The sequence below is a fragment of the Klebsiella sp. JB_Kp031 genome (assembly GCF_040064295.1).
GTDB classification, from domain to species: Bacteria; Pseudomonadota; Gammaproteobacteria; order Enterobacterales; family Enterobacteriaceae; genus Klebsiella; species Klebsiella quasipneumoniae.
The window spans coordinates 154784-174694 of record NZ_JBEAJW010000023.1; the positions used below are offsets into that span (position 1 = coordinate 154784).

The 19911-nt window shown below is 59.1% G+C and carries 19 protein-coding genes and 1 pseudogene; 12 read left to right on the forward strand and 8 right to left on the reverse strand.

The features are described from left to right. Positions 1-153 precede the first annotated feature (153 nt). Positions 154-324, reverse strand: a complete 171-nt coding sequence (locus ABLV64_RS08795; RefSeq protein ID WP_319922383.1) for a YnfU family zinc-binding protein — start codon at positions 322-324, stop codon at positions 154-156. A 75-nt stretch (positions 325-399) separates the two neighbouring features. After that, positions 400-612 carry a cold shock-like protein CspF gene (gene cspF / locus ABLV64_RS08800; RefSeq protein ID WP_071787615.1) on the reverse strand — a complete coding sequence of 71 codons (213 nt, stop codon included), beginning with the start codon at positions 610-612 and terminating at the stop codon, positions 400-402. 280 nt (positions 613-892) lie between these two features. On the opposite strand from cspF, the gene ABLV64_RS08805 reads away from it, so the two are divergent. Further along, positions 893-1111: a cold shock domain-containing protein gene (locus tag ABLV64_RS08805; protein ID WP_108433241.1), complete on the forward strand. Its 219-nt coding sequence runs from the start codon at positions 893-895 to the stop codon at positions 1109-1111. A 362-nt stretch (positions 1112-1473) separates the two neighbouring features. Next, positions 1474-1701, forward strand: a complete 228-nt coding sequence (locus ABLV64_RS08810; protein WP_348843368.1) for a hypothetical protein — start codon at positions 1474-1476, stop codon at positions 1699-1701. 436 nt (positions 1702-2137) lie between these two features. On the opposite strand, the pseudogene ABLV64_RS08815 reads toward ABLV64_RS08810, so the two are convergent. The 4 genes and pseudogenes from ABLV64_RS08815 to ABLV64_RS08830 form a co-directional block, all read right to left on the reverse strand. Further along, positions 2138-2768: pseudogene (locus tag ABLV64_RS08815) on the reverse strand (SOS response-associated peptidase family protein). Between the two features lie 228 nt (positions 2769-2996). Next, the gene (gene sapB / locus ABLV64_RS08820; RefSeq protein WP_017900865.1) at positions 2997-3962 is read right to left on the reverse strand and encodes a putrescine export ABC transporter permease SapB; all 966 of its coding nucleotides are present in this window, start codon (positions 3960-3962) and stop codon (positions 2997-2999) included. Continuing rightward, positions 3959-5602 carry an ABC transporter substrate-binding protein SapA gene (sapA, locus tag ABLV64_RS08825; RefSeq protein ID WP_023318043.1) on the reverse strand — a complete coding sequence of 548 codons (1644 nt, stop codon included), beginning with the start codon at positions 5600-5602 and terminating at the stop codon, positions 3959-3961. The genes sapB and sapA overlap by 4 nt, the downstream gene beginning before the upstream one ends. 334 nt (positions 5603-5936) lie before the next feature. Beyond that, the gene (locus ABLV64_RS08830; RefSeq protein WP_164877745.1) at positions 5937-6845 is read right to left on the reverse strand and encodes an SDR family oxidoreductase; all 909 of its coding nucleotides are present in this window, start codon (positions 6843-6845) and stop codon (positions 5937-5939) included. A gap of 107 nt (positions 6846-6952) precedes the next feature. Between ABLV64_RS08830 and ABLV64_RS08835 the strand changes: the two genes are divergently transcribed. After that, positions 6953-7795, forward strand: a complete 843-nt coding sequence (locus ABLV64_RS08835) for a helix-turn-helix transcriptional regulator (RefSeq protein ID WP_217325202.1) — start codon at positions 6953-6955, stop codon at positions 7793-7795. Here the strand turns inward: ABLV64_RS08835 and ABLV64_RS08840 are convergent. Continuing rightward, entirely contained in the window at positions 7762-10083 is a 2322-nt protein-coding gene (locus tag ABLV64_RS08840; RefSeq protein WP_032455884.1) for a helix-turn-helix domain-containing protein, read from the reverse strand. The two genes, ABLV64_RS08835 and ABLV64_RS08840, sit on opposite strands and share 34 nt — an antisense overlap. Before the next feature lie 171 nt (positions 10084-10254). Here ABLV64_RS08840 and ABLV64_RS08845 point away from each other — a divergent pair, with 171 nt between their 5' ends. Both ABLV64_RS08845 and ABLV64_RS08850 read left to right on the forward strand, forming a co-directional pair. Next, positions 10255-11424, forward strand: a complete 1170-nt coding sequence (locus ABLV64_RS08845; protein ID WP_348843367.1) for a M20 aminoacylase family protein — start codon at positions 10255-10257, stop codon at positions 11422-11424. 25 nt (positions 11425-11449) lie between these two features. Then, on the forward strand, positions 11450-12841 hold the full coding sequence (locus tag ABLV64_RS08850) for an MFS transporter (RefSeq protein ID WP_048294565.1): 1392 nt from the start codon (positions 11450-11452) through the stop codon (positions 12839-12841). Here the strand turns inward: ABLV64_RS08850 and pspF are convergent. Beyond that, positions 12832-13821 carry a phage shock protein operon transcriptional activator gene (gene pspF, locus ABLV64_RS08855; protein ID WP_074195238.1) on the reverse strand — a complete coding sequence of 330 codons (990 nt, stop codon included), beginning with the start codon at positions 13819-13821 and terminating at the stop codon, positions 12832-12834. The genes ABLV64_RS08850 and pspF overlap by 10 nt on opposite strands. Before the next feature lie 152 nt (positions 13822-13973). Here pspF and pspA point away from each other — a divergent pair, with 152 nt between their 5' ends. The 7 genes from pspA to tyrR all read left to right on the forward strand — a co-directional run bounded on the left by pspA (position 13974) and on the right by tyrR (position 19855). Further along, positions 13974-14642, forward strand: a complete 669-nt coding sequence (pspA, locus tag ABLV64_RS08860) for a phage shock protein PspA (protein ID WP_004203910.1) — start codon at positions 13974-13976, stop codon at positions 14640-14642. 55 nt (positions 14643-14697) lie between these two features. Beyond that, positions 14698-14922 carry an envelope stress response membrane protein PspB gene (gene pspB / locus ABLV64_RS08865; protein WP_002901911.1) on the forward strand — a complete coding sequence of 75 codons (225 nt, stop codon included), beginning with the start codon at positions 14698-14700 and terminating at the stop codon, positions 14920-14922. Further along, positions 14922-15281, forward strand: a complete 360-nt coding sequence (gene pspC, locus ABLV64_RS08870) for an envelope stress response membrane protein PspC (RefSeq protein WP_004203911.1) — start codon at positions 14922-14924, stop codon at positions 15279-15281. Before pspB ends, pspC begins: the two co-directional genes overlap by 1 nt. A gap of 28 nt (positions 15282-15309) precedes the next feature. Next, complete coding sequence (gene pspD / locus ABLV64_RS08875; protein WP_002901915.1) at positions 15310-15528, forward strand: phage shock protein PspD; 219 nt, start codon at positions 15310-15312, stop codon at positions 15526-15528. 102 nt (positions 15529-15630) lie between these two features. Then, positions 15631-17028, forward strand: a complete 1398-nt coding sequence (locus tag ABLV64_RS08880; protein WP_017900791.1) for a YcjX family protein — start codon at positions 15631-15633, stop codon at positions 17026-17028. Beyond that, on the forward strand, positions 17025-18086 hold the full coding sequence (locus tag ABLV64_RS08885) for a YcjF family protein (RefSeq protein WP_017900790.1): 1062 nt from the start codon (positions 17025-17027) through the stop codon (positions 18084-18086). Before ABLV64_RS08880 ends, ABLV64_RS08885 begins: the two co-directional genes overlap by 4 nt. Before the next feature lie 227 nt (positions 18087-18313). Then, positions 18314-19855 (forward strand): transcriptional regulator TyrR, encoded by a 1542-nt coding sequence (tyrR, locus tag ABLV64_RS08890; RefSeq protein ID WP_004203915.1) that lies wholly within the window; start codon positions 18314-18316, stop codon positions 19853-19855. Positions 19856-19911: the final 56 nt, after the last annotated feature.

A 19911-nucleotide genomic window follows, 5' to 3' on the forward strand; every position in this document is an offset into this window, starting at 1 on the left:
ATTGCTCTGATGCGACATTAGCGCGCAGGAGCAGTTGCGAAATCAGTTCAGAAACGTTCTCTCAGGATGGGCGTAAGGCATCAGGGATTTAACAGCTGCTGGGATTTAACTTAAGTATAGAAGATGGTTCTGTCCACGGTGGATCAGTTGATACTAGCGCCGTGAGATAAACAGGGCTTTACACCGAGGGCAAAGCATGGCCTGATTGCGCCGGATTTTTGCCATCGGTTGAACTGATTTGAAACCACAAACAGTGCAGCCAACAGTGGCAGTAGATGCACCGCTGAAGAATTTCATTGCGTAATTGATAATAGACATAACCATTAACCTTTCAATGAATGAACTTCACCGTATCACATATGGTTAAGTTTTAATCTGTTTATTTTGAGACCCTGAAATTCAGGAGAGGTAAATGTTCGCAGCCACAGGCCCTCTGGGACCATTGATCCGACAGAATTCTATGCGGCTTCCTGGGATGAGTAATTCTGATTCGCGGGAGTTAACGGCTGAAATGTGAAGCAGAACATCTTTTCGCCCATCTGAAGGGATTATGAGGCCTTTACCACTGAGAATGTCAAAGCTTTTGACAATGCCTGTCATTTTATGGGACAAGTCAATTCCTTATTGAAAACACGTAAAGACTATACATTCAAAATAGTATATTGCCACATTTAATTTTCCTGCAGGACTTCTGGATGGCTAAAAAAATAATTTGCTTATATCGATTCCCTGTGCCTTAATGAATCCTGTTAGTTCAATGTACAAACGAACGTTAAACATTTTCTGGTCAGTCCTCATTACCAGGCGCTATCGCTGATATCCCCTCTTTTTGAGACATACCTTTAATACTATACGTTTACTATTAATACTATCATGTATAACGGGAGTCAGTATGTCTACAAGAATTCAAGGTTTGGTAAAATGGTTTAACGAAGATAAAGGTTTTGGTTTCATTTCACCTCTTGACGGTAGCAAGGATGTCTTCGTCCATTTCTCCGCGCTCCATGGTGAGAATTTCAATACCTTATTTGAAGGGCAGAAAGTTGAGTTCGCCATGCAGAGTGGTGAAAAAGGGCCTGCTGCTACAAACGTAATACTTTGCGATAAATGAAGATTTGTGGGCCTGCGACAACGATGAAGGATTATTCCTGAGTAGACAGGTCCATAAATTAAATCAGAGAAAGTCGGTTATTTTTAATATCAGGTCAACATGTTTTTCGCAATTATGAGTGTGCTGACCGATGTGATGAAGTGCAGGACTGCTGCATGAAAGCATGAAAGCATGAAAGCATGAAAGCATGAAAGCATGAAAGCATGAAAGCAGAAGCTAACTGATTGTTAAATAATAAAATATGTAAGAGGCGAGGCTGCCTTCGAAATCATCACGTCCCTGATTGTATTTTAATTGCATCGTCATTTAACATCACTGATAGAAGAGAGTGACGGGAAAGACTAACAGAATTATGGTGGCATATGATAAAAGTACTCGTTTTCTTTAATACCGAATCCTGTAAAGTCATGACCGTTCCGGAGGGGACATCCTCAATCAGACAGGAATACCCAAGCGGTGAAGAAACACATCTACAGATTATGTCTGCAGGCTTTCCTTCATTAACCGGTGATCATGATGTTATTTACGTAGCCTCTGACAGACAGTTAATGTCACAGGAAATTCTCGATGCGTTCCGGAAATATTTATAGCATTTTTGTTATGTTCTCTGCTTCAAATTTAATTGCGTATTTACCCTATTTATCAGAAGCGAACAAAAAATGAGTTAAAATCTTTGTGGCTTGCTAATAGCAGGCCTTTTTTTACATGTTCATTTTTAATAATCGTTCTCATATAAGGAAGTCACTCTTTGTGCACTGACAAAATGCAGATATCTTTCTAACCTGATGACTTTGCTGCTGGAATGTTCATCATGCACGACTGAAGCCGCGAGTCATGGGGGGATACCAAAATATTTACCGGGAGGAACCCGGCATCATATTGATACATCCAGACAATGCAGCAAGGGCTTTTTCACCGGATATTCCATTTTCTGACCCAGTAAGTTATTATCGAAAAATTATTATTTATTTCCGCTTTTGGCATTAGGCGCACGTCTGGCTATGTGCATTTGATTGCCTCAATCAATTATTCCCCTGATTTTTCACATTTTTTTACGGCGCGCGTCACTGCATGCCAGATAAATTTGTCTGCGGGCACGGTGCCATCCGCAGCTAACTCCTCTGACTCTTTCCCTCCAATGTCCTGCCTCATCCATTGTCTTGCTGCTTCTGGCGACAGTACCAGAGGCTGGTGGTCGTGGATATCTATTAGACCTTTTTCTGTTGCTGCGGTGACGATCAGAAAGCCTTCTGTTTCGTCTCCACGTTCAAATGGTGTGCTTCCGATTGCCGCCATGAATATCGGCTGGCCATCGGCGCGATGGATAAAGTAGAGTGGGTTGCTTCTTGTCACCTTCTTTCTTCCATTCGAAGCCCCCATCAGCAAAGCAGATCGCCCGGCCATGTTGCCATAGCGGCTTAAACATCCTGCCGGTGACCACGGTTTCAACACGCGCGTTAATCAGTGGAGCCTTATCCCACCACCCGGGCGCATAACCCCAGAAGACAGGATCGATATGCAGTTGTTCGCCGCGTTCGCTCAGAAGCAAAACTTTGGTACCGGGTGCGACGTTATATCGACTAATCGGCGCCGGGTCATATGCAATGTCACGATCGGCATCATCTGCAAGGTAGGACAGATAATCTTCACGGGTCATTGACTGAGAAAAGCGTCAGCACATATCAACCACCAGTGGTCAGACTGGAAGTATAGAAGGTGTGGAGGAAACGTAGGAAGGGAACTCCGACAGCCATCTAACTGATGACTGTCGGAGATGACGTCAAAAACAATGTGTACAAAATTGTGTATTAAAGTCAGGGAAATCGCATAATTTAAAAATTTAACACATTGTTTTTAATTAAAAAAATTATTTAGTTTGTAGCTGCTATCGTAGGGCATACCATTCCTTATGTTTCAGTGGGTTAGCCATGGCACCGAGAATATCGGAAATCACGTTGACAATAATCACCAGCGCGCCAATCACCATTACTCCGGCGGAGATCGCCGCGTAGTCCTGCTGACGAATGGCGTTGATCAGCCAGCGGCCCAGTCCGGGCCAGCTGAACACCATCTCGGTGATCATCGCCAGGGTGAGCATGGTGGAAAACTGCAGGCCGAGGCGCGGGATCACCGGCGGCAGGGCGTTGTGCAGCACGTGGCGCAGTAGAATTTTGCGTCGCGACACGCCGCGGGTGGCGGCCGCCTTGACGTAGTTGGTGTCATAGACCTCGCTGGTGCTAATGCGCATCAGGCGGATCACTTCGGTAGTAGGGGCTACCGCCAGGGTCAGCACCGGCAGTACCATATGCCGGGCGGCGCTGACGATCATCTCATGGCGCCACGGCGAGTCCGAAAGCCAGGCGTCGATCAGCGCGAAACCGGTGACGTTTTTCACCTCATACAGCAGGTCGAAGCGGCCGGAGACCGGAAGCCAGCCGAGGGTCAGGGAGAAGAAGAGGGTCAGGAGCAGCGCGAGCCAGAAGACCGGGATCGAAAAACCGACCAGCGCAACGGCGCTGATCAGGGTATCGGGCCATTTGTTGCGCATCACACCGGCAATCATCCCCACCGGAATGCCAATCAGCAGGGCAAAGCCGAAGGCGAGGATGCACAGCTCCATGGTCGCCGGGAACACTTCGCGCAACTGCTCGGAAATCAGCTGGCCGTTGATGCTGGAGACGCCAAAATCCCAGTGTAGTACCCCTTCAAACCAGAACAGCCACGCATTCCACAGGGTCGCGCCCTGCAGCGGGGCATGTGGGGTGAAGTAGCTCAGGCTGAAGCCGACAAAGGTCAGAAAAAAGAGGGTGACCAACAGCAGCAGCAGACGGCGCAGGGTAAAAATAATCATGGTTTTTTCACCTCTTCGTTTTTCTCCCGCGATACGCCAGCGAAGGAAGCGTTACCGAAGGGGCTAAGCACCAGACCTTTCATATCATAGCGATAGGCCTGCAACCGCAGCGACGAGGCCAGCGGCAGGACCGGCAGTTCACGGGCGAGGATGCGCTGGGCCTCTTTGTAAGCGTCCATCCGCGAGGAGAGCTGTTGCGAGAGCAGCGCTTTTTGCAGCACGTCATCAAATTCCCGGTTACACCAGTGGGCAAAGTTGGTTTGCGAGGCGATCGCCGCGCAGCTCAGCAGCGGCCGGAAGAAGCTGTCCGGATCGTTACTGTCCGTCGCCCAGCCGGAGAGCGTCAGGTCATGGTTCATGTCCATCAGCCGCGCCTCCTGGAAGCGCCCCTCCACCGGCATGATGATTACTTTGACGCCAATCTGCGCCATATCTGCCTGGATAAGCTCGGCTGTTTTCAACGGGCTGGGGTTCCACGCCTGCGAGCTGGTGGGAACCCACAGCTTGAGGGTGAGATTTTCCAGCCCCAGCGCCTTCAGACGAGCACGGGCCTCCTGGGGATTATATTCGGTAATCTTAGCGTCGTTATCGTAGGCCCAGGAGGCGCGCGGCAGCATCGACGCCGCCGTCTCCGCGGTGCCGTAGTAGATGGATTGCATCAGGCGCTGGTTGTTGATGGCCAGCGCCAGCGCGTGGCGTACCTCCGGGTTGTCCAGCGGCGGCTTGGCGGTGTTGAAGGCCAGCCAGGCAATGTTCATCCCCGGACGCAGCGTCAGGCGCAGGCGCGGGTCGTCACGCAGGATCGTCAACTGGCTGGCGGCCGGCCAGGCCAGCACGTCGCATTCGCCGGTCAGCAGTTTTGACAGGCGGCCGGTACCGCCGGAGCCGAGGTCGACCACCACCTGCGGCATCAACGGTTTGCCGCGCCAGTAGCCGGGGTGGCGCTGAAGGCGAACATACTGTCCGGAGCGGTACTCGGACAACTGGAACGGGCCGGTGCCCACCGGCTGGCGATCGAGCTGTTCCTGACGATCGTCCTGCGTTAAGCGGGCGGCATATTCGGCGGAGGTAATCGACGCATAGTGGGTGGCAAGATGCCAGAGGAATGAGGCGTCCGGCCGCTTGAGGCGAAATTCCACGGTCTGATTATCGAGCTTGCGGACGCTTTCCACGCTGTCAGCAAACTGCAGGCTGTCGAAGTAGGGGAAGCTGCTGCCGTTGACGTTGTGCCAAGGATGATCGCGGTTAAAGATGCGGCCAAAGGTAAAGATCACGTCATCGGCGTTGAAATCCCGCGTCGGGGAGAACCATGCCGTGCGTTGAAACGGGACGTGGCGGCGCAGGTGAAAACGGTAGGTGGCGCCGTTATCAAGGACTTCCCAGCTCTCCGCCAGCTCGGGGACCAGCCGATAGGTATAAGGGTCGACGTCAAGCAGGCGATCGTAGATCTGCGCAGCCAGCGTATCGACGATCAGTCCGCTGCTCACTTTCTGCGGATTAAAGGTATTCACCTGGCCGCTGACGCAATAGACGAAACCGCTGTCGCGAATATCGGCGCGGTCGGGAAGCGCAGGGGCGGCAAAAGCCTGCCCACACAGCAGGGAAACCGCTGCCAGGAGAGATGACAATTTCAGGCGCATATTTTCTGTTTGATTATAGAGTTGAACTCTATCTTATTAAGATTCATAGACATTCACCACCGCCTTCAACAAGCCTGAGGGATAATGCGGTTACCGGGGGCGTATAGTATTCAGTCAATTGATTAAAATAGTCGCGGAACCGAGTCTGTATAATGAAACATGGTAACTTTTTATCGCCGATATCGCCAGTCAGCTCTGTTTGGCCGCGGTTGACCGGACGGTGGAAGCGACGCTAACGCCGAGGATAAATTCAGTATAGCGGGGAGAAAGCAGATGGTCCGACGGGCGGCTAACCCTACCCGTCGGGTGTAATAAAGGGATGGAACGTCTTCGCTTATTGTGACAACGTCACTTTTTGGTAATCCATATTCCGTAAATCCTCCAGCAGCCCGGGGCCGACCGGCTGCCACTGCAATCGCTCGCGGGTCCATGCCGAGCTGGCGCGCAGCTCAAGGGCGGTAAAGGGGGCAAACCAGCCGAACCAGGCGTCGGCCTGCGTCTCATCCAACTGGGTCAGCGGCAGATTTAAACCCCGGGCGATGACTGCGGCGATCTCTCGTAACGCGATCCCCTCTTCAGCCACCGCATGGTAGCGTTCGCCCGCAGCGCCCTGCAGCAGGGCGCTGACGTACAGGCGCGCGACGTCATCGACATGGGCGGCGGACCAGCGGTTGTTCCCCTCGCCGCGCAAGGCCACCGCGCCGCTGGCGACCGCGCTCTCGATATAGCAGGTCAGCAGCCCCTGGCGCACGGTGTCATGCACCTGCGGCAGGCGAACCACCCGGACGTCCACTCCCGCCTCCAGCAGCTGCTGGCCGGCGAGCTCTGAAGCGGTGCGCGGGCTGGGGTGCGCTGCGTTAAAGCACGACTCGCGGGCCGGGGCGCCGCTCCCGTCGTCGCCCATCAGCGTGCCGGAGGTGATGACCAGCGGCCGCTCGCTGCCGCGCAGCGCCTGGCCCATGGTCAGGATCGCCTGGCGGTCTTTCTCGCAGTTGGCGGCAAAGCGGCTGAAGTCGTGGTCGAAAGCGGTATGGATCACCGCGTCGGCGCGCTCGACGCCCGCCAGCAGCGAATCGGGGGCATCCAGCGTGCCGCGATGCACCTCGACGCCTGCCGCTTCCAGGGCCTGCGCCGTAGCGTCGCTGCGCGCGAGGCCGATAACCTGATGACCCGACGCCTGTAGCGCCGGAAGAATACGCGAGCCGATAAATCCGCTCGCGCCGGTAAGAAATATACGCATCATGAACCTCCTGAACGGGTTTTCAGGCGTATCCTACCCACGATGTCATACTATAAAAGTAGAGACATTATCGGGGTATAAATTCTAACAGGCAGACTCACAGGCAGATGATGAACACTTCTGACAATCATGCTTTAGGTGATTTTCTCCGCGCCAAGCGTCAGCGTCTCGACCCGGCGACGTTTGGCTTCCCGGCGGGACGCCGGCGCACGCCGGGCCTGCGTCGTGAAGAGGTCGCCCAGCTGGCCAGCATCAGCCCGACCTGGTATACCTGGCTTGAACAGGGCCGCGGCGGGGCGCCTTCCCGCGAGGTGCTGGAGCGGATCGCCCGCGGTCTGCGGCTGACCACCCCGGAGCGCGAACATCTGTTTATTCTCGCCTTCGGCCATCCGCCGCAGACCCGTTTGACGGTCACGGATGATATGACGCCGCGGCTGCAGCGGGTGCTTGACGCCTTCACCATTCCGGCGATTATCCGTACCGCCAGCTGGGACGTGATCGCCTGGAACACGGCGGCGGCCAGGGTGCTGACCGACTACGGCCAGCTGCCGCTGGCGGAGCGCAACGTGCTGCGCCGCCTGTTTACCCGGCCTGAGGCCCGCTGCACCCTGGAGGACTGGCAGACGGTTGGGCAGCTTATCGTTAACGCCTTCCGCGCCGACGTCACGCGGATGGGCGCCACAAAAGAAACTGACCAGCTGATCGCGGAGCTCAGCCAGCAAAGCGTCGAGTTCGCCCGTTTCTGGCAAAGCCATGACGTCGCCGGCCACGGCGAAGGCTATAAGCGCATTAACCACCCGCAGATGGGCCCGCTCGATCTGGAGTTCACCTCTTTTGCCGTGGAAGGCCGCCCCGATCTGTCGCTGCTGGTTTTCAACCCGGCGACGACGGAGAGCCAGCGCAAAATTCACGGTTTGCTTCAGGCGTCAGGATCCTCGCCGGGGGAGAGCTGAGGGGTAAATTCGTACAGCGCCAGGGCGTTGCTCTCCAGCGAGTCGACCCGCAGCCAGTGGCCATCGAGCCGGGCCTCCTCCACGCTGAGCGCCGGACGAGCCTGATGCATCAGCCACTGATAATCTTCGGCGTCGGGGCCGCTGCGGCTGCGAAAGGCGTCCACCAGCGGGAACAGCGCGCCGTGGTGCTGATCGAACAGGTGCTGTTTGACGCGCCAGCGGCCCTTGAGCCCCTGCAGCCGCACACTGTACGGCTGGCTGAAGCGTTGAATAAAAGCCGCTTCGCTGGAGAGCCATGGGTTGTAGACCACCGTATTGCGCAGCAGTAGCTGGTAGTGCCCCTGATGATGGAGCAGCAGCAGGTTTTTGTCGTGGAACAGGATCTCGCCGCGCAGCCGTCGCCAGAGCCACAGCACCCAGTAAACCGGGCGCGGCAGCCCGTGCAGATAGTGCAGCGCCAGGCTTGAGGTATCCAGCTTGCCGTTGGCGCGGGCTTCGCCCTGAAGGCCGGAATTTAACCAGAAGCCCGCCAGCCAGACCTGGTCAGCGACCCCCAGCAGATTATCCATCAACAGCGCGCCGCGAAAAAAGCGCCCGTTAGTGTCCCGCGTATCGCCGGTCAGCGTATTCCACGAGAGCAGCCATAGCGGCAGGTTGAGCTGCCGTTGACGCAGGGCGCTGTGGATCTGCCGCAGCTTATGCGCCGGATAGTGCTCGCTGGAGGCCAGACTGCTGCTGTCCGCCTGGGCCAGATCGAGCTGTTCGTTGGCATCCGCCTGGCAGGCGAGAAAATCGGCTTCCGCCAGCAGCGGCGAGTGGAACAGGGGATCGTCCCCGGGTGCGCTGGCGGCAAAGCGGTGCCAGATCCCCAGCTGCGGCTGGGGCAGAAGACGGTGAAGAACCTCGCGCTGCTGCCGCCAGGCGGCCTGGCGAGCCGCTTCGCTCGCCTGCGGCGACCAGTGCCAGACAAAGCGCCAACTGCTGAGCGTCGCCGGCGGAAAATGGTTGGCAGCGAGTTGCAGGAAGCGCTGCAGCAGGTCGCTGCGAGTGGTGACCCCGGTATGCAGGATCACCTGCCAGCCCATCACCGCCAGCCAGCTGAAGATCTGCTGCAGGTTGTACCAGCAGGCGTAGCCAGCCATCTGCGGATCGTCCCAGCCGGTGCCGAACAGGCGGCTGCTGAGAAAGGCGTCGTTGATATCGATGGCATACACAGGCAGGACGCGGTGCAACTGCTCCAGCTCGCGGCGCACGTCCTCCCGCAGCAGATCGTCCAGCTCGCGCACGGTCACCACCATCCGGGTATGGCGCAGCACTGCGGCGCGCGCCGGTCGCTGGTGCAGGTTGATCTCCCGGGTTTGCGGCGGATTGATCAGCAGCGGCTGGCTCTCCCTGTCGGGTGGTTCCGGCTCATTAAGGCGGGCGTAGAGCCGGTCCACGGCCACCGGCTGCCAGCGATCTCCCTGCGGCGGGCGCGGTCGGCCAGGCTCCCGGGGGGACTGCTCGCGATACTGGCGCGGCGTCACGCCATGGTGGCGCTTAAACAGATCGCTCATCATTCGCGTGCTGGCGAACCCCTGTTCGCGGGCAATTTGCTGAACGGGTTTGCGGGTGGTTAACAGCTGGTCGGCGGCGTGGCGCAGGCGCAGCGCGGTGAGGTACTGAACAAAACTGACCCCAACCTCCTTGTGAAACAGGCGTGACAGCCAGGCCTCGGAGACAAACTCTGCGGCCGCCACCTCCTGTAAAGAGAGACGGCGCTGATAGTTGGCGTCGATCCGCGCCACCACGCTGGCTATCCTCCGGCTCCATTTTTCTGAATCGCGCCGCGGCGTGGAGACGATGGGCTGGCTGAAGCGCGTGGCCAGCAGCAGCGCTATCTCGCTCAACCAGCGGTTGGCCTCCAGCCGGTAATGGCCGGGATGATTGACCAGACCGCTCACCAGCAGCTGGCGCATCAGGCGGCGCAGGCCGTCATCGGCATCCCGGGTGCGCGGCGATATCTGGTAGTCGACGGCAAAAAAAGTGGTGTCGAGGCGGGCCAGCCAGCTGGCGGCGAGGGTCAGGATCATCACCGCGTTGCCCCCGGCGCTGCGCAGGCTCCAGCGACGGTTGCGGTTAACGATCGCCAGCTCGTCGACGGCAAGCTGCTGCGGCGCACCTTCCGCCTCCGTTAGATTTACGCTCCCTTCCAGCACCCACAGCAGCGTCAGCAGATCGCTTTCCGGCTGGCTCAGCTGACGCACATCGCGCACGGTGACGCTAAAGTCGCCTGAATGCTGCTCCACATGGCTCTCCTCTGTCGACAAAAAGCAACCGGTTGTTTTTTGTCATAACCGATATGTATGAAAAACACTCATTGATTTCTCGTCAATATAAAACAAAAAACCGCGCCTGAAAGCTGTTTCACCCGCATAAACTCGAAAGTGTCGTGCAAACACAACACAGGAATAAAAAAAATGACACATCCGTTGCTTGAAGCCTTGCAGGTCAACGAGGCGCAATTTATTGCCTTACGTCGCCGGTTCCACCAGCAGCCGGAGATCGGCTTTGAAGAGCATCAGACCAGCAGCGAGGTCGCCCGACTGCTTGGCGAGTGGGGATACGAGGTTCACCGCGGCCTGGCGGGCACCGGAGTGGTGGGCACGCTGCGCGTCGGCCACGGAAAAAAACGCCTCGGCCTGCGGGCCGATATGGATGCGCTGCCGATGCAGGAGCGGAGCGGGAAGCCGTGGGCAAGCCAGGTCGAAGGGCGCTTTCACGGCTGCGGCCATGACGGGCACACCACCACGCTGCTCTACGCGGCTGAATATCTGGCGCGCACACGCCAGTTTAACGGGACGCTGCAGCTGATTTTCCAGCCCGCGGAAGAGTTACTGTACGGTGGGCGGGTAATGGTCGAGGACGGTCTGTTTGACCAGTTTCCCTGCGACGCCATCTTCGGCCTGCACAATATGCCGGGTCAGCCGCTGGGTAAAATCGGCCTGCGCGACGGGGCGATGATGGCCTCCTCCGATACGCTGCATATTGAAGTGAAGGGCGTTGGCGGCCACGGCGCGGTGCCGGAGTATACGGTGGATGCCACGCTGGTGGCCTGCCATATTACCCTCGCGCTGCAGTCCATCGTCTCGCGCAATATCACCCCGTTTGAGCCGGCGGTGGTAACCGTCGGCAGCATCCAGGCCGGACATGCGCCCAATATCATTAACGATCACGTGCTGATGAAGCTCACGGTGCGCACCCTCAATGAGCAGGTACGTGAGACCGTGCTGCAGCGGATCCATGACATTGCCGTGGCCCAGGCGGAGAGCTTCAACGCCACGGCCACGCTGACCCACGTCAACGGCAGCCCGGTATTGCGTAACGATCCGGCGGCAAACGCTATGGTGCGGGAGGTGGCGACAGCGCTGTTTGGCGCAGAGCAGGTGGGCGAGGTGAAGCCGTTTATGGGCAGTGAAGATTTCGCTTTCATGCTGGAGCAGCACCCCCACGGCAGTTATTTCACTATCGGCGCTGGGGACGAGCCGGATCGCTGCATGGTGCATAACCCGGGCTATGACTTCAACGACGCGCTGTTGCTAAGCGGGGCGGCGCTGTGGTGCGGCCTGACGGAACACTATCTGCGTTAATCACCGGAAACGGGAGGGCCATGCAATGAGCACTGTCACCGTAAGCGACACCTCCTTTGTCGGCAGCGATCGTCTGCTGGTAGGGATTGTGCTGAGCGTTTTAACCTTCTGGCTGTTTGCCCAGTCGGTGATTAACGTCGTGCCGGCGATGAAAAGCAGTCTTGATATTTCCCTTGAGACCCTAACCCTGGCCGTCAGCCTCAGCGCGCTGTTCAGCGGCTGTTTCGTGGTGGCCAGCGGCGGTCTGGCGGACAAGTTTGGCCGCATGCGGATGACCACCCTCGGACTGGGGCTGAGCATCATCGGCAGCGCCATGCTGGTACTGGCCCAGGGGCCGGGGCTGTTCCTCGCCGGCCGGGTGCTGCAGGGACTGTCGGCGGCGTGCATTATGCCGGCGACGCTGGCGCTGATTAAGACCTGGTACCAGGGACGCGCGCGTCAGCGGGCGGTCAGCTTCTGGGTCATCGGCTCGTGGGGCGGCAGCGGCCTGTGCTCTTTCGTTGGCGGAGCTATCGCCACCGGCCTGGGCTGGCGCTGGATCTTCGTCTTCTCCATTGCCGTCGCTCTGCTGGCGCTGTTTTTGCTGCGCGGCACGCCGGAGAGCCGCAGCGCCAGCGCCAGCCAGCATAAGCTGGACGTTGGTGGCCTGCTGAGCCTGATCGTCGGGCTGGTGCTGGTGAACCTGTTTATCAGCAAAGGCCACGGCTGGGGTTGGGCCAGTCCGCTGTCGTTGAGCATGCTGGCGGGGGCGCTGATCGCTGGCGCGGTGTTTATTCGCAGCGGGCTGCGCAAAGGCGAGGCGGCGCTGATCGATTTTGCGCTGTTTCGCAACCGGGCCTACGGTGCGGCGGTGCTGTCGAACTTTCTGCTCAACGGGGCGATTGGCACCATGATGATCGCCAGCATTTGGCTACAGCAAGGGCACCACTTGACGCCGCTGGAGAGCGGAATGATGACCCTCGGCTATCTGGTTACCGTCCTGGCGATGATTCGGGTCGGCGAGAAGCTGCTGCAGCGCTATGGCGCCCGGCTGCCGATGATGGCCGGCCCGGTGCTGACCGCCATCGCCATCGGCCTGATATCCTGCACCTTCCTTGATAAGGCGCTGTATATCGGCGTGGTATTCGCCAGCAACGTGCTGTTCGGCCTCGGGCTGGGCTGCTACGCCACGCCGTCAACGGATACGGCGGTGGCCAACGCGCCGGAGAACAAAATTGGCGTCGCCTCGGGGATCTACAAGATGGGCAGCTCGCTGGGCGGGGCGATGGGCATTGCCGTGACGGCGTCACTTTTCGCGCTGTTTTTGCCGCTGGGCATGGCCCATGCCGCCCAGTATGCCCTGTGGTTCAACGCCGCCTTATGCCTGGGGGCGATGGCGGTGAGCGCGCTGCTGCTGCCGCGCACTTCTCACAGCTGATGCTTTTTCAGCAGCGCGCGGAGCTGGTGATAGGTTAACCCCAGCAGCTCCGCCGCCTGCTTCTGATGATACTTCGCCTGCTGCAGACTCCGCTGCAGCAGGCGTTTTTCCTGCTGTAGCTGAAAATCGCGCAGATCCAGCGGCAGGGCGGGCAGCTCGTCCCCGGACACGGTCTCCGGCTCGGAGGCGGCGGTCTGACGGAAAGGGTTGAGGATAATGGCGTCCAGCTCGTGCTCGCTGTCTCCGTGGCGATAGACCGAGCGCTCGACGACGTTCTTCAGTTCACGAATATTCCCCGGCCAGCGGTAGCCGAGCAGCGTGGCGGTGGCACGTTCGCTGAATCCGGGAAACAGCGGCAGGCCGAGCTCACGGCACATCTGAATGGCAAACTGGTTGGCGAGCAGCATGATATCGCTCTGCCGTTCGCGCAGCGGCGGGAGCTGCACCACGTCAAAGGCCAGACGGTCGAGCAGGTCGGCGCGAAAGTGGCCTTCCTCCACCATGCGCGGCAGGTCAGCGTTGGTGGCGCACACCAGCCGGACGTTAACCTGCAGCGGCTGGCTGCCGCCCACGCGCTCCAGCTCGCCATATTCAATCACTCTTAACAGCTTCTCCTGCACCAGCATCGGGGCTGTCGCCAGCTCATCGAGAAACAGCGTCCCGCCGTCGGCGCGCTCGAAGCGCCCGGGATGGCGCTTGCTGGCGCCGGTGAAGGCCCCGGCTTCGTGGCCGAATAGTTCCGAATCGAGCAGATTGTCGTTCAGCGCCGCGCAGTTCAGCGAGATAAACGGCCCCTGCCAGCGGGCGGAGAGGTAGTGCAGACGGTTGGCGATAAGCTCTTTCCCGGTACCGCGCTCGCCGATGACCAGCACCGGCTTATCCAGCGGAGCCAGTCGGGAAACCTGTTCCAGCACCTCGAGAAAGCTGTTGGCCTCGCCCAGCAGATTATCCTTGTACTGCGCCATGATGAATTTCGCCATTAAATAGTGGGATTAACCAGGTGAATGTAGCAATGCCCTGCGCAATTCGCAACCACTCTGTTTAAAATCAATAAGATAAAAAGTTGGCACGCCATTTGTATTAGCTAACCCACAGGTGAATGCCTGCAACCAGAACTATGAGGATTGAAATTATGGGTATTTTTTCTCGTTTTGCCGACATCGTGAACGCCAACATCAACTCCCTGCTGGAGAAAGCGGAGGACCCGCAAAAGCTGGTGCGTCTGATGATCCAGGAGATGGAAGACACGCTGGTTGAGGTACGTTCCACGTCGGCCCGCGCGTTGGCCGAAAAGAAACAGCTGACCCGTCGTATTGAGCAGGCGGTCGCCCAGCAGGCGGAATGGCAGGAAAAGGCCGAGCTGGCCCTGCGCAAAGAGAAAGAGGATCTGGCCCGGGCGGCGCTGATCGAAAAACAGAAGCTGACCGACCTTATTGCTCAGCTGGACCACGAAGTGCAGCTGGTGGATGAAACGCTGGCGCGGATGAAGAAAGAGATTGGCGAGCTGGAGAACAAACTCAGCGAAACCCGCGCTCGTCAGCAGGCGCTGGCGCTGCGTCATCAGGCGGCGAGTTCGTCGCGCGATGTGCGTCGCCAGCTGGACAGCGGTAAACTGGATGAGGCGATGGCGCGCTTTGAATCCTTTGAGCGTCGCATCGATCAGATGGAAGCGGAAGCGGAGAGCCACCGCTTTGGCAAGCAGCAGACGCTGGATCAGCAGTTTGCCGAACTGAAAGCGGACGATGAAATCAGCGAGCAGCTGGCGGCGTTGAAAGCCAAAATGAATCAGTCCAACCAGTAAGTACGATTGCACGGCGCGGCGTTGCGCCGCGGCTCACCCCCTGTAAGGAGTACACATGAGCATGCTTTTTCTCGCCATTCCGCTGACGCTGTTTGTGCTGTTTGTTCTGCCGGTCTGGCTATGGCTGCACTACAACAATCGCGGCGCCAACGGCAGTCTGACGCAAAATGAGCAGCAACGGCTGCTGCAGTTGACCGATGACGCGAAGCGGATGCGCGAGCGCATTCAGGCGCTGGAAGCGATCCTGGATGCCGAACATCCGAACTGGAGAGACAAATAATGGCTGGACTGGATCTGAATAAAAAACTGTGGCGTATTCCGCAGCGCGGGATGGTGAAGGGCGTCTGCGCGGGCATTGCTCAGCATCTTGACGTCCCGGTGAAGCTGGTGCGCCTGATTACCGTGCTGGCGATGATTTTTGGCCTCTTTTTCTTCGTCCTGGTGGCCTACATCATTCTGACCTTCGCCCTGGACCCGATGCCGGACAGTGAGCTGTACGGCCATAAAGCGCCGAGCAATGGCGATCTGTTGGCCGCCGTGGATGCCGAACTGGCCTCCGGCGAACAGCGTCTGCGTGAGATGGAACGGTACGTCACCTCCGACACCTTTACGCTGCGCAGCCGCTTTCGTCAGCTGTAAACCCTGTTGTTAACGAGTGAGGCAACGCATGAATAGCAAATGGCAACGCGCCGGGCAGCAGGTGAAGCCCGGTCTGAAAATCGTCGGTAAGCTGGCGCTGCTGACCGCGCTGCGTTATGGCCCGGCGGGCGTTGCCGGCTGGGCGGTCAAATCGGTCGCGCGGCGGCCGCTGAAAATGCTGCTGGCGGTGGCGCTGGAGCCGCTGCTCAGCCGGCTGGCCAACCGCGTCACGCGCGGGATGAAATAACGCCGCCGTGGGGAAGGCGCAAAAGGATTAACGTTGTCCTGCTTATTCCCGGCGGATAGCTTATGATGACGAGACACACCTTCAGGGCATAACGGACTGGCGATGAAGCGACTGAAAACTGAACTGAATGCGCTGGTCAACCGCGGGGTTGACCGGCATTTACGCCTGGCGGTGACCGGCCTGAGCCGCAGCGGCAAAACGGCGTTTATCACCGCGCTGGTCAACCAACTGCTAAATATTCACACCGGCGCCCGCCTGCCGCTGCTGAGCGCCGCGCGCGAAGAGCGACTGCTTGGGGTCAAGCGCGTGCCGCAGCGGGACTTCGGCATTCCGCGATTCACCTACGATGAAGGGCTGGCCCAGCTGTACGGCCAGCCGCCCATGTGGCCAACCCCGACGCGCGGCGTGAGCGAGATCCGTCTCGCGCTGCGCTACCGTTCCAATGACTCCCTGCTGCGCCACTTTAAAGACACCTCCACGCTGTATCTGGAGATTGTCGACTATCCGGGGGAGTGGCTGCTCGATTTACCGATGCTGGCGCAGGATTATCTGAGCTGGTCGCGGCAGATGACCGGACTCCTGCAGGGACAGCGTGCAGAGTGGTCGGCCCGCTGGCGGCAGCTCTGCGCCGGGCTGGATCCGCTGGCTCCTGCCGACGAGGCCCGTCTGGCCGACATCGCCGCCGCCTGGACGGACTATCTGCACGCCTGTAAGCGCGAAGGGTTGCACTTTATCCAGCCCGGGCGCTTTGTCCTGCCCGGCGAAATGGCCGGCGCGCCGGCGCTACAGTTCTTCCCATGGCCAGACGTCGACGCCGTCGGCGAAGCCAAGCTGGCGCAAGCTGATAAACACAGCAACGCCGGCATGCTGCGCGAACGCTATAAGTACTACTGCGAAAAGGTAGTGAAGGGGTTCTACAAAGAGCACTTCCTGCGCTTCGACCGGCAGATTGTGCTGGTGGACTGCCTGCAGCCGCTCAACAGCGGGCCGCAGGCGTTTAACGATATGCGCCTGGCGCTGACCCAGCTGATGCAAAGTTTCCATTACGGGCAGCGCACCTTATTTCGCCGGCTGTTTTCGCCGGTCATCGACAAGCTGCTGTTCGCCGCCACCAAAGCCGACCACGTCACGGTGGATCAGCACAGCAATATGGTGTCGCTCCTGCAGCAGTTGATCCAGGATGCATGGCAGAATGCCGCCTTCGAGGGGATCAGTATGGATTGCCTGGGGCTGGCGTCCATTCAGGCGACCCAGAGTGGGCTGATTGAGCTGAACGGCGAGAAAATTCCCGCCCTGCGCGGCAATCGGCTGAGCGACGGCCAGCCGTTGACCATCTATCCCGGCGAGGTGCCGGCGCGCCTGCCGGGCCAGGCCTTCTGGCAGCAGCAGGGCTTTCAGTTTGAAAACTTTCGTCCGCAGGTCATGGATGTCGATCGGCCCTTGCCGCACATTCGCCTCGACGCGGCGCTGGAATTTTTGATTGGAGATAAACTGCGATGAGCGAACCGTTAAAACCGCGGATTGATTTTGATGGCCCGCTGCAGGCGGAAAAAACGCCGCCGCTGAAAAGCGCTCGCGCCTTCGACCGACTGGAAGCCGATAACTTCGCGCCGGCGCGTCTGGTGACCGGCGAAGAGGAAGAGGGGGCGGCAGAGGCGGTGGTGGAGTCAGTGCTGCGGCCGAAACGCAGTCTGTGGCGGCGGATGGTCAGCGCTGGCCTGGCGATCTTCGGCGTCAGCGTCGTGGCGCAAGGGGTGCAGTGGACCGCCAACGCCTGGCAGACCCAGGACTGGATTGCGCTGGGCGGCTGCGTCGCCGGGGCACTGATCGTCGGCGCCGGCGTCGGATCGGTGGCCACCGAGTGGCGCCGCCTGTGGCGACTGCGCCAGCGCGCCCACGAACGCGATGAAGCCCGCGATATGCTGCACAGTCACGCGGTCGGTAAAGGGAAAGCCTTTTGTGAGAAGCTGGCGCAGCAGGCCGGGCTGGATCAGTCGCATCCGGCGCTGCAGCGCTGGTATGCCGCCATCCACGAAACGCAAAGCGACCGGGAAGTGGTCAGCCTCTATGCCCAACTGGTGCAGCCGGTGCTTGATGCTCAGGCGCGGCGGGAAATCAGCCGTTCGGCGGCGGAGTCGACGCTGATGATCGCCGTCAGCCCGCTGGCGCTGGTGGATATGGCGTTTATCGCCTGGCGCAATCTGCGGTTGATCAACCGGATTGCCACCCTGTACGGCATTGAGCTCGGGTATTACAGCCGCCTGCGCCTGTTTCGCCTGGTGCTGCTGAATATCGCTTTCGCCGGCGCCAGCGAACTGGTGCGCGAGGTGGGCATGGACTGGATGTCGCAGGATCTGGCGGCCCGGTTGTCGGCGCGCGCTGCGCAGGGCATCGGCGCCGGCCTGCTCACCGCCCGCCTCGGGATCAAGGCGATGGAGCTGTGCCGCCCACTGCCGTGGCTCGCCGATGATAAACCGCGGCTCGGCGATTTTCGTCGCGAGCTGATTGGCCAGCTGAAAGAGACCCTGCAGAAAAGCAAAACCAGTCCGGAGAAGTAACCTCCGCTCAGAGACATTGCCGGGCGGCGGCTTCGCCTTGCCCGGCCTTGAGGTTATGTTGAATCCCGGCTCGCCCTGGCGTCAATTTCACCACTGACCGCCTGACTTTACGGCGCAACGCCCATTTTTCCGCCATGCTGTCAATAATTGTTGACAGTTAGCTTCCCGAAAGTCCATTCCTGGCCTATTATTCTCCGGTCATTGGCACTTTTAGGGTGAACACTCCCATGCGTCTTGAAGTCTTTTGTGAAGACCGCCTCGGTCTGACTCGTGAATTGCTCGATTTGCTGGTGCTGCGCGGCATTGATCTGCGTGGTATCGATATTGACCCTATTGGCCGTATCTACCTCAATTTTGCCGAACTGGAGTTTGCCACCTTCAGCAGCCTGATGGCGGAGATCCGCCGTATCGCCGGCGTGACAGACGTGCGCACCGTGCCGTGGATGCCATCTGAGCGTGAACATCTTGCGCTCAGCGCGCTGCTGGTGGCGATGCCGGAGCCGGTGCTGTCGCTGGATACCAAAGGCAGGGTCGAACTGGCCAACCCCGCCAGCTGCCTGCTGTTTGGCCAAAGCCAGGCGAAGTTGCGCAACCATCCGGTGGCCCAGCTGATCGCCGATTTCAACGTCCAGCGCTGGCTGGAAAGTAGCCCGCAGGAGACGCATGCGGAGCATGTGGTGGTGAACGGGCAGAATTACCTGCTGGAAGTGACCCCGGTCTATCTGGAAGGGGAGCATAACGAGCGAGTGCTGACCGGCGCCGTGGCGATGCTGCGCTCAACCGTGCGCATGGGACGGCAGCTGCAGACCATGACCAGCCAGGACACCAGCGCCTTCAGTCAGATCCTCGCGGTGGGGCCGAAAATGCGCCACGTGGTGGAGCAAGCGCGCAAGCTGGCGATGCTCAGCGCGCCGCTGTTGATTGTCGGCGATACGGGCACCGGCAAAGATCTGCTGGCGCATGCCTGCCATCTGGCCAGCCCGCGGGCGGGCAAACCCTATCTGGCGCTTAACTGTGGCTCCATTCCCGAGGACGCGGTCGAGAGCGAACTGTTCGGCGACGCCCTGCAGGGCAAAAAAGGCTTCTTCGAGCAGGCCAATGGCGGTTCGGTGCTGCTGGATGAAATTGGCGAGATGTCGCCGCGAATGCAGACCAAGCTGCTGCGCTTTCTCAACGACGGCACCTTCCGCCGCGTCGGCGAGGATCATGAAGTACACGTCGATGTGCGGGTGATCTGCGCGACGCAGAAAAACCTGGTCGAGCTGGTGCAGAAAGGGCTGTTCCGCGAAGATCTCTACTATCGCCTCAACGTCCTGACCCTGTATCTGCCGCCGCTGCGCGACTGCCCGCAGGACATTATGCCGCTGACGGAGCTGTTTGTTGCCCGCTTTGCTGATGAGCAGGGGATCCCGCGGCCGAAGCTCTCCGCCGACCTGAGTACGGTGCTTACCCGATACAGCTGGCCCGGCAACGTTCGTCAGCTGAAGAATGCTGTCTATCGTGCGCTAACCCAGCTGGAAGGATTCGAACTGCGTCCGCAGGACATTCTGCTGCCGGACCACGACGTCGCCTCGCTGCCGGTGGGCGAGGAGGCCATGGAAGGGTCGCTGGACGACATTACCCGCCGTTTTGAGCGCTCGGTGCTAACCCAGCTCTATCGCAGCTACCCCAGCACCCGTAAGCTGGCGAAGCGGCTGGGGGTGTCGCATACCGCCATCGCTAATAAGCTGCGTGAATATGGCCTGAGTCAGAAAAAGGGCGACGAATAATCCCGCCAGGCCGGCGACTCACGTCGCCGGCATCCCGGCCTGCAAAGCGGGCCAAA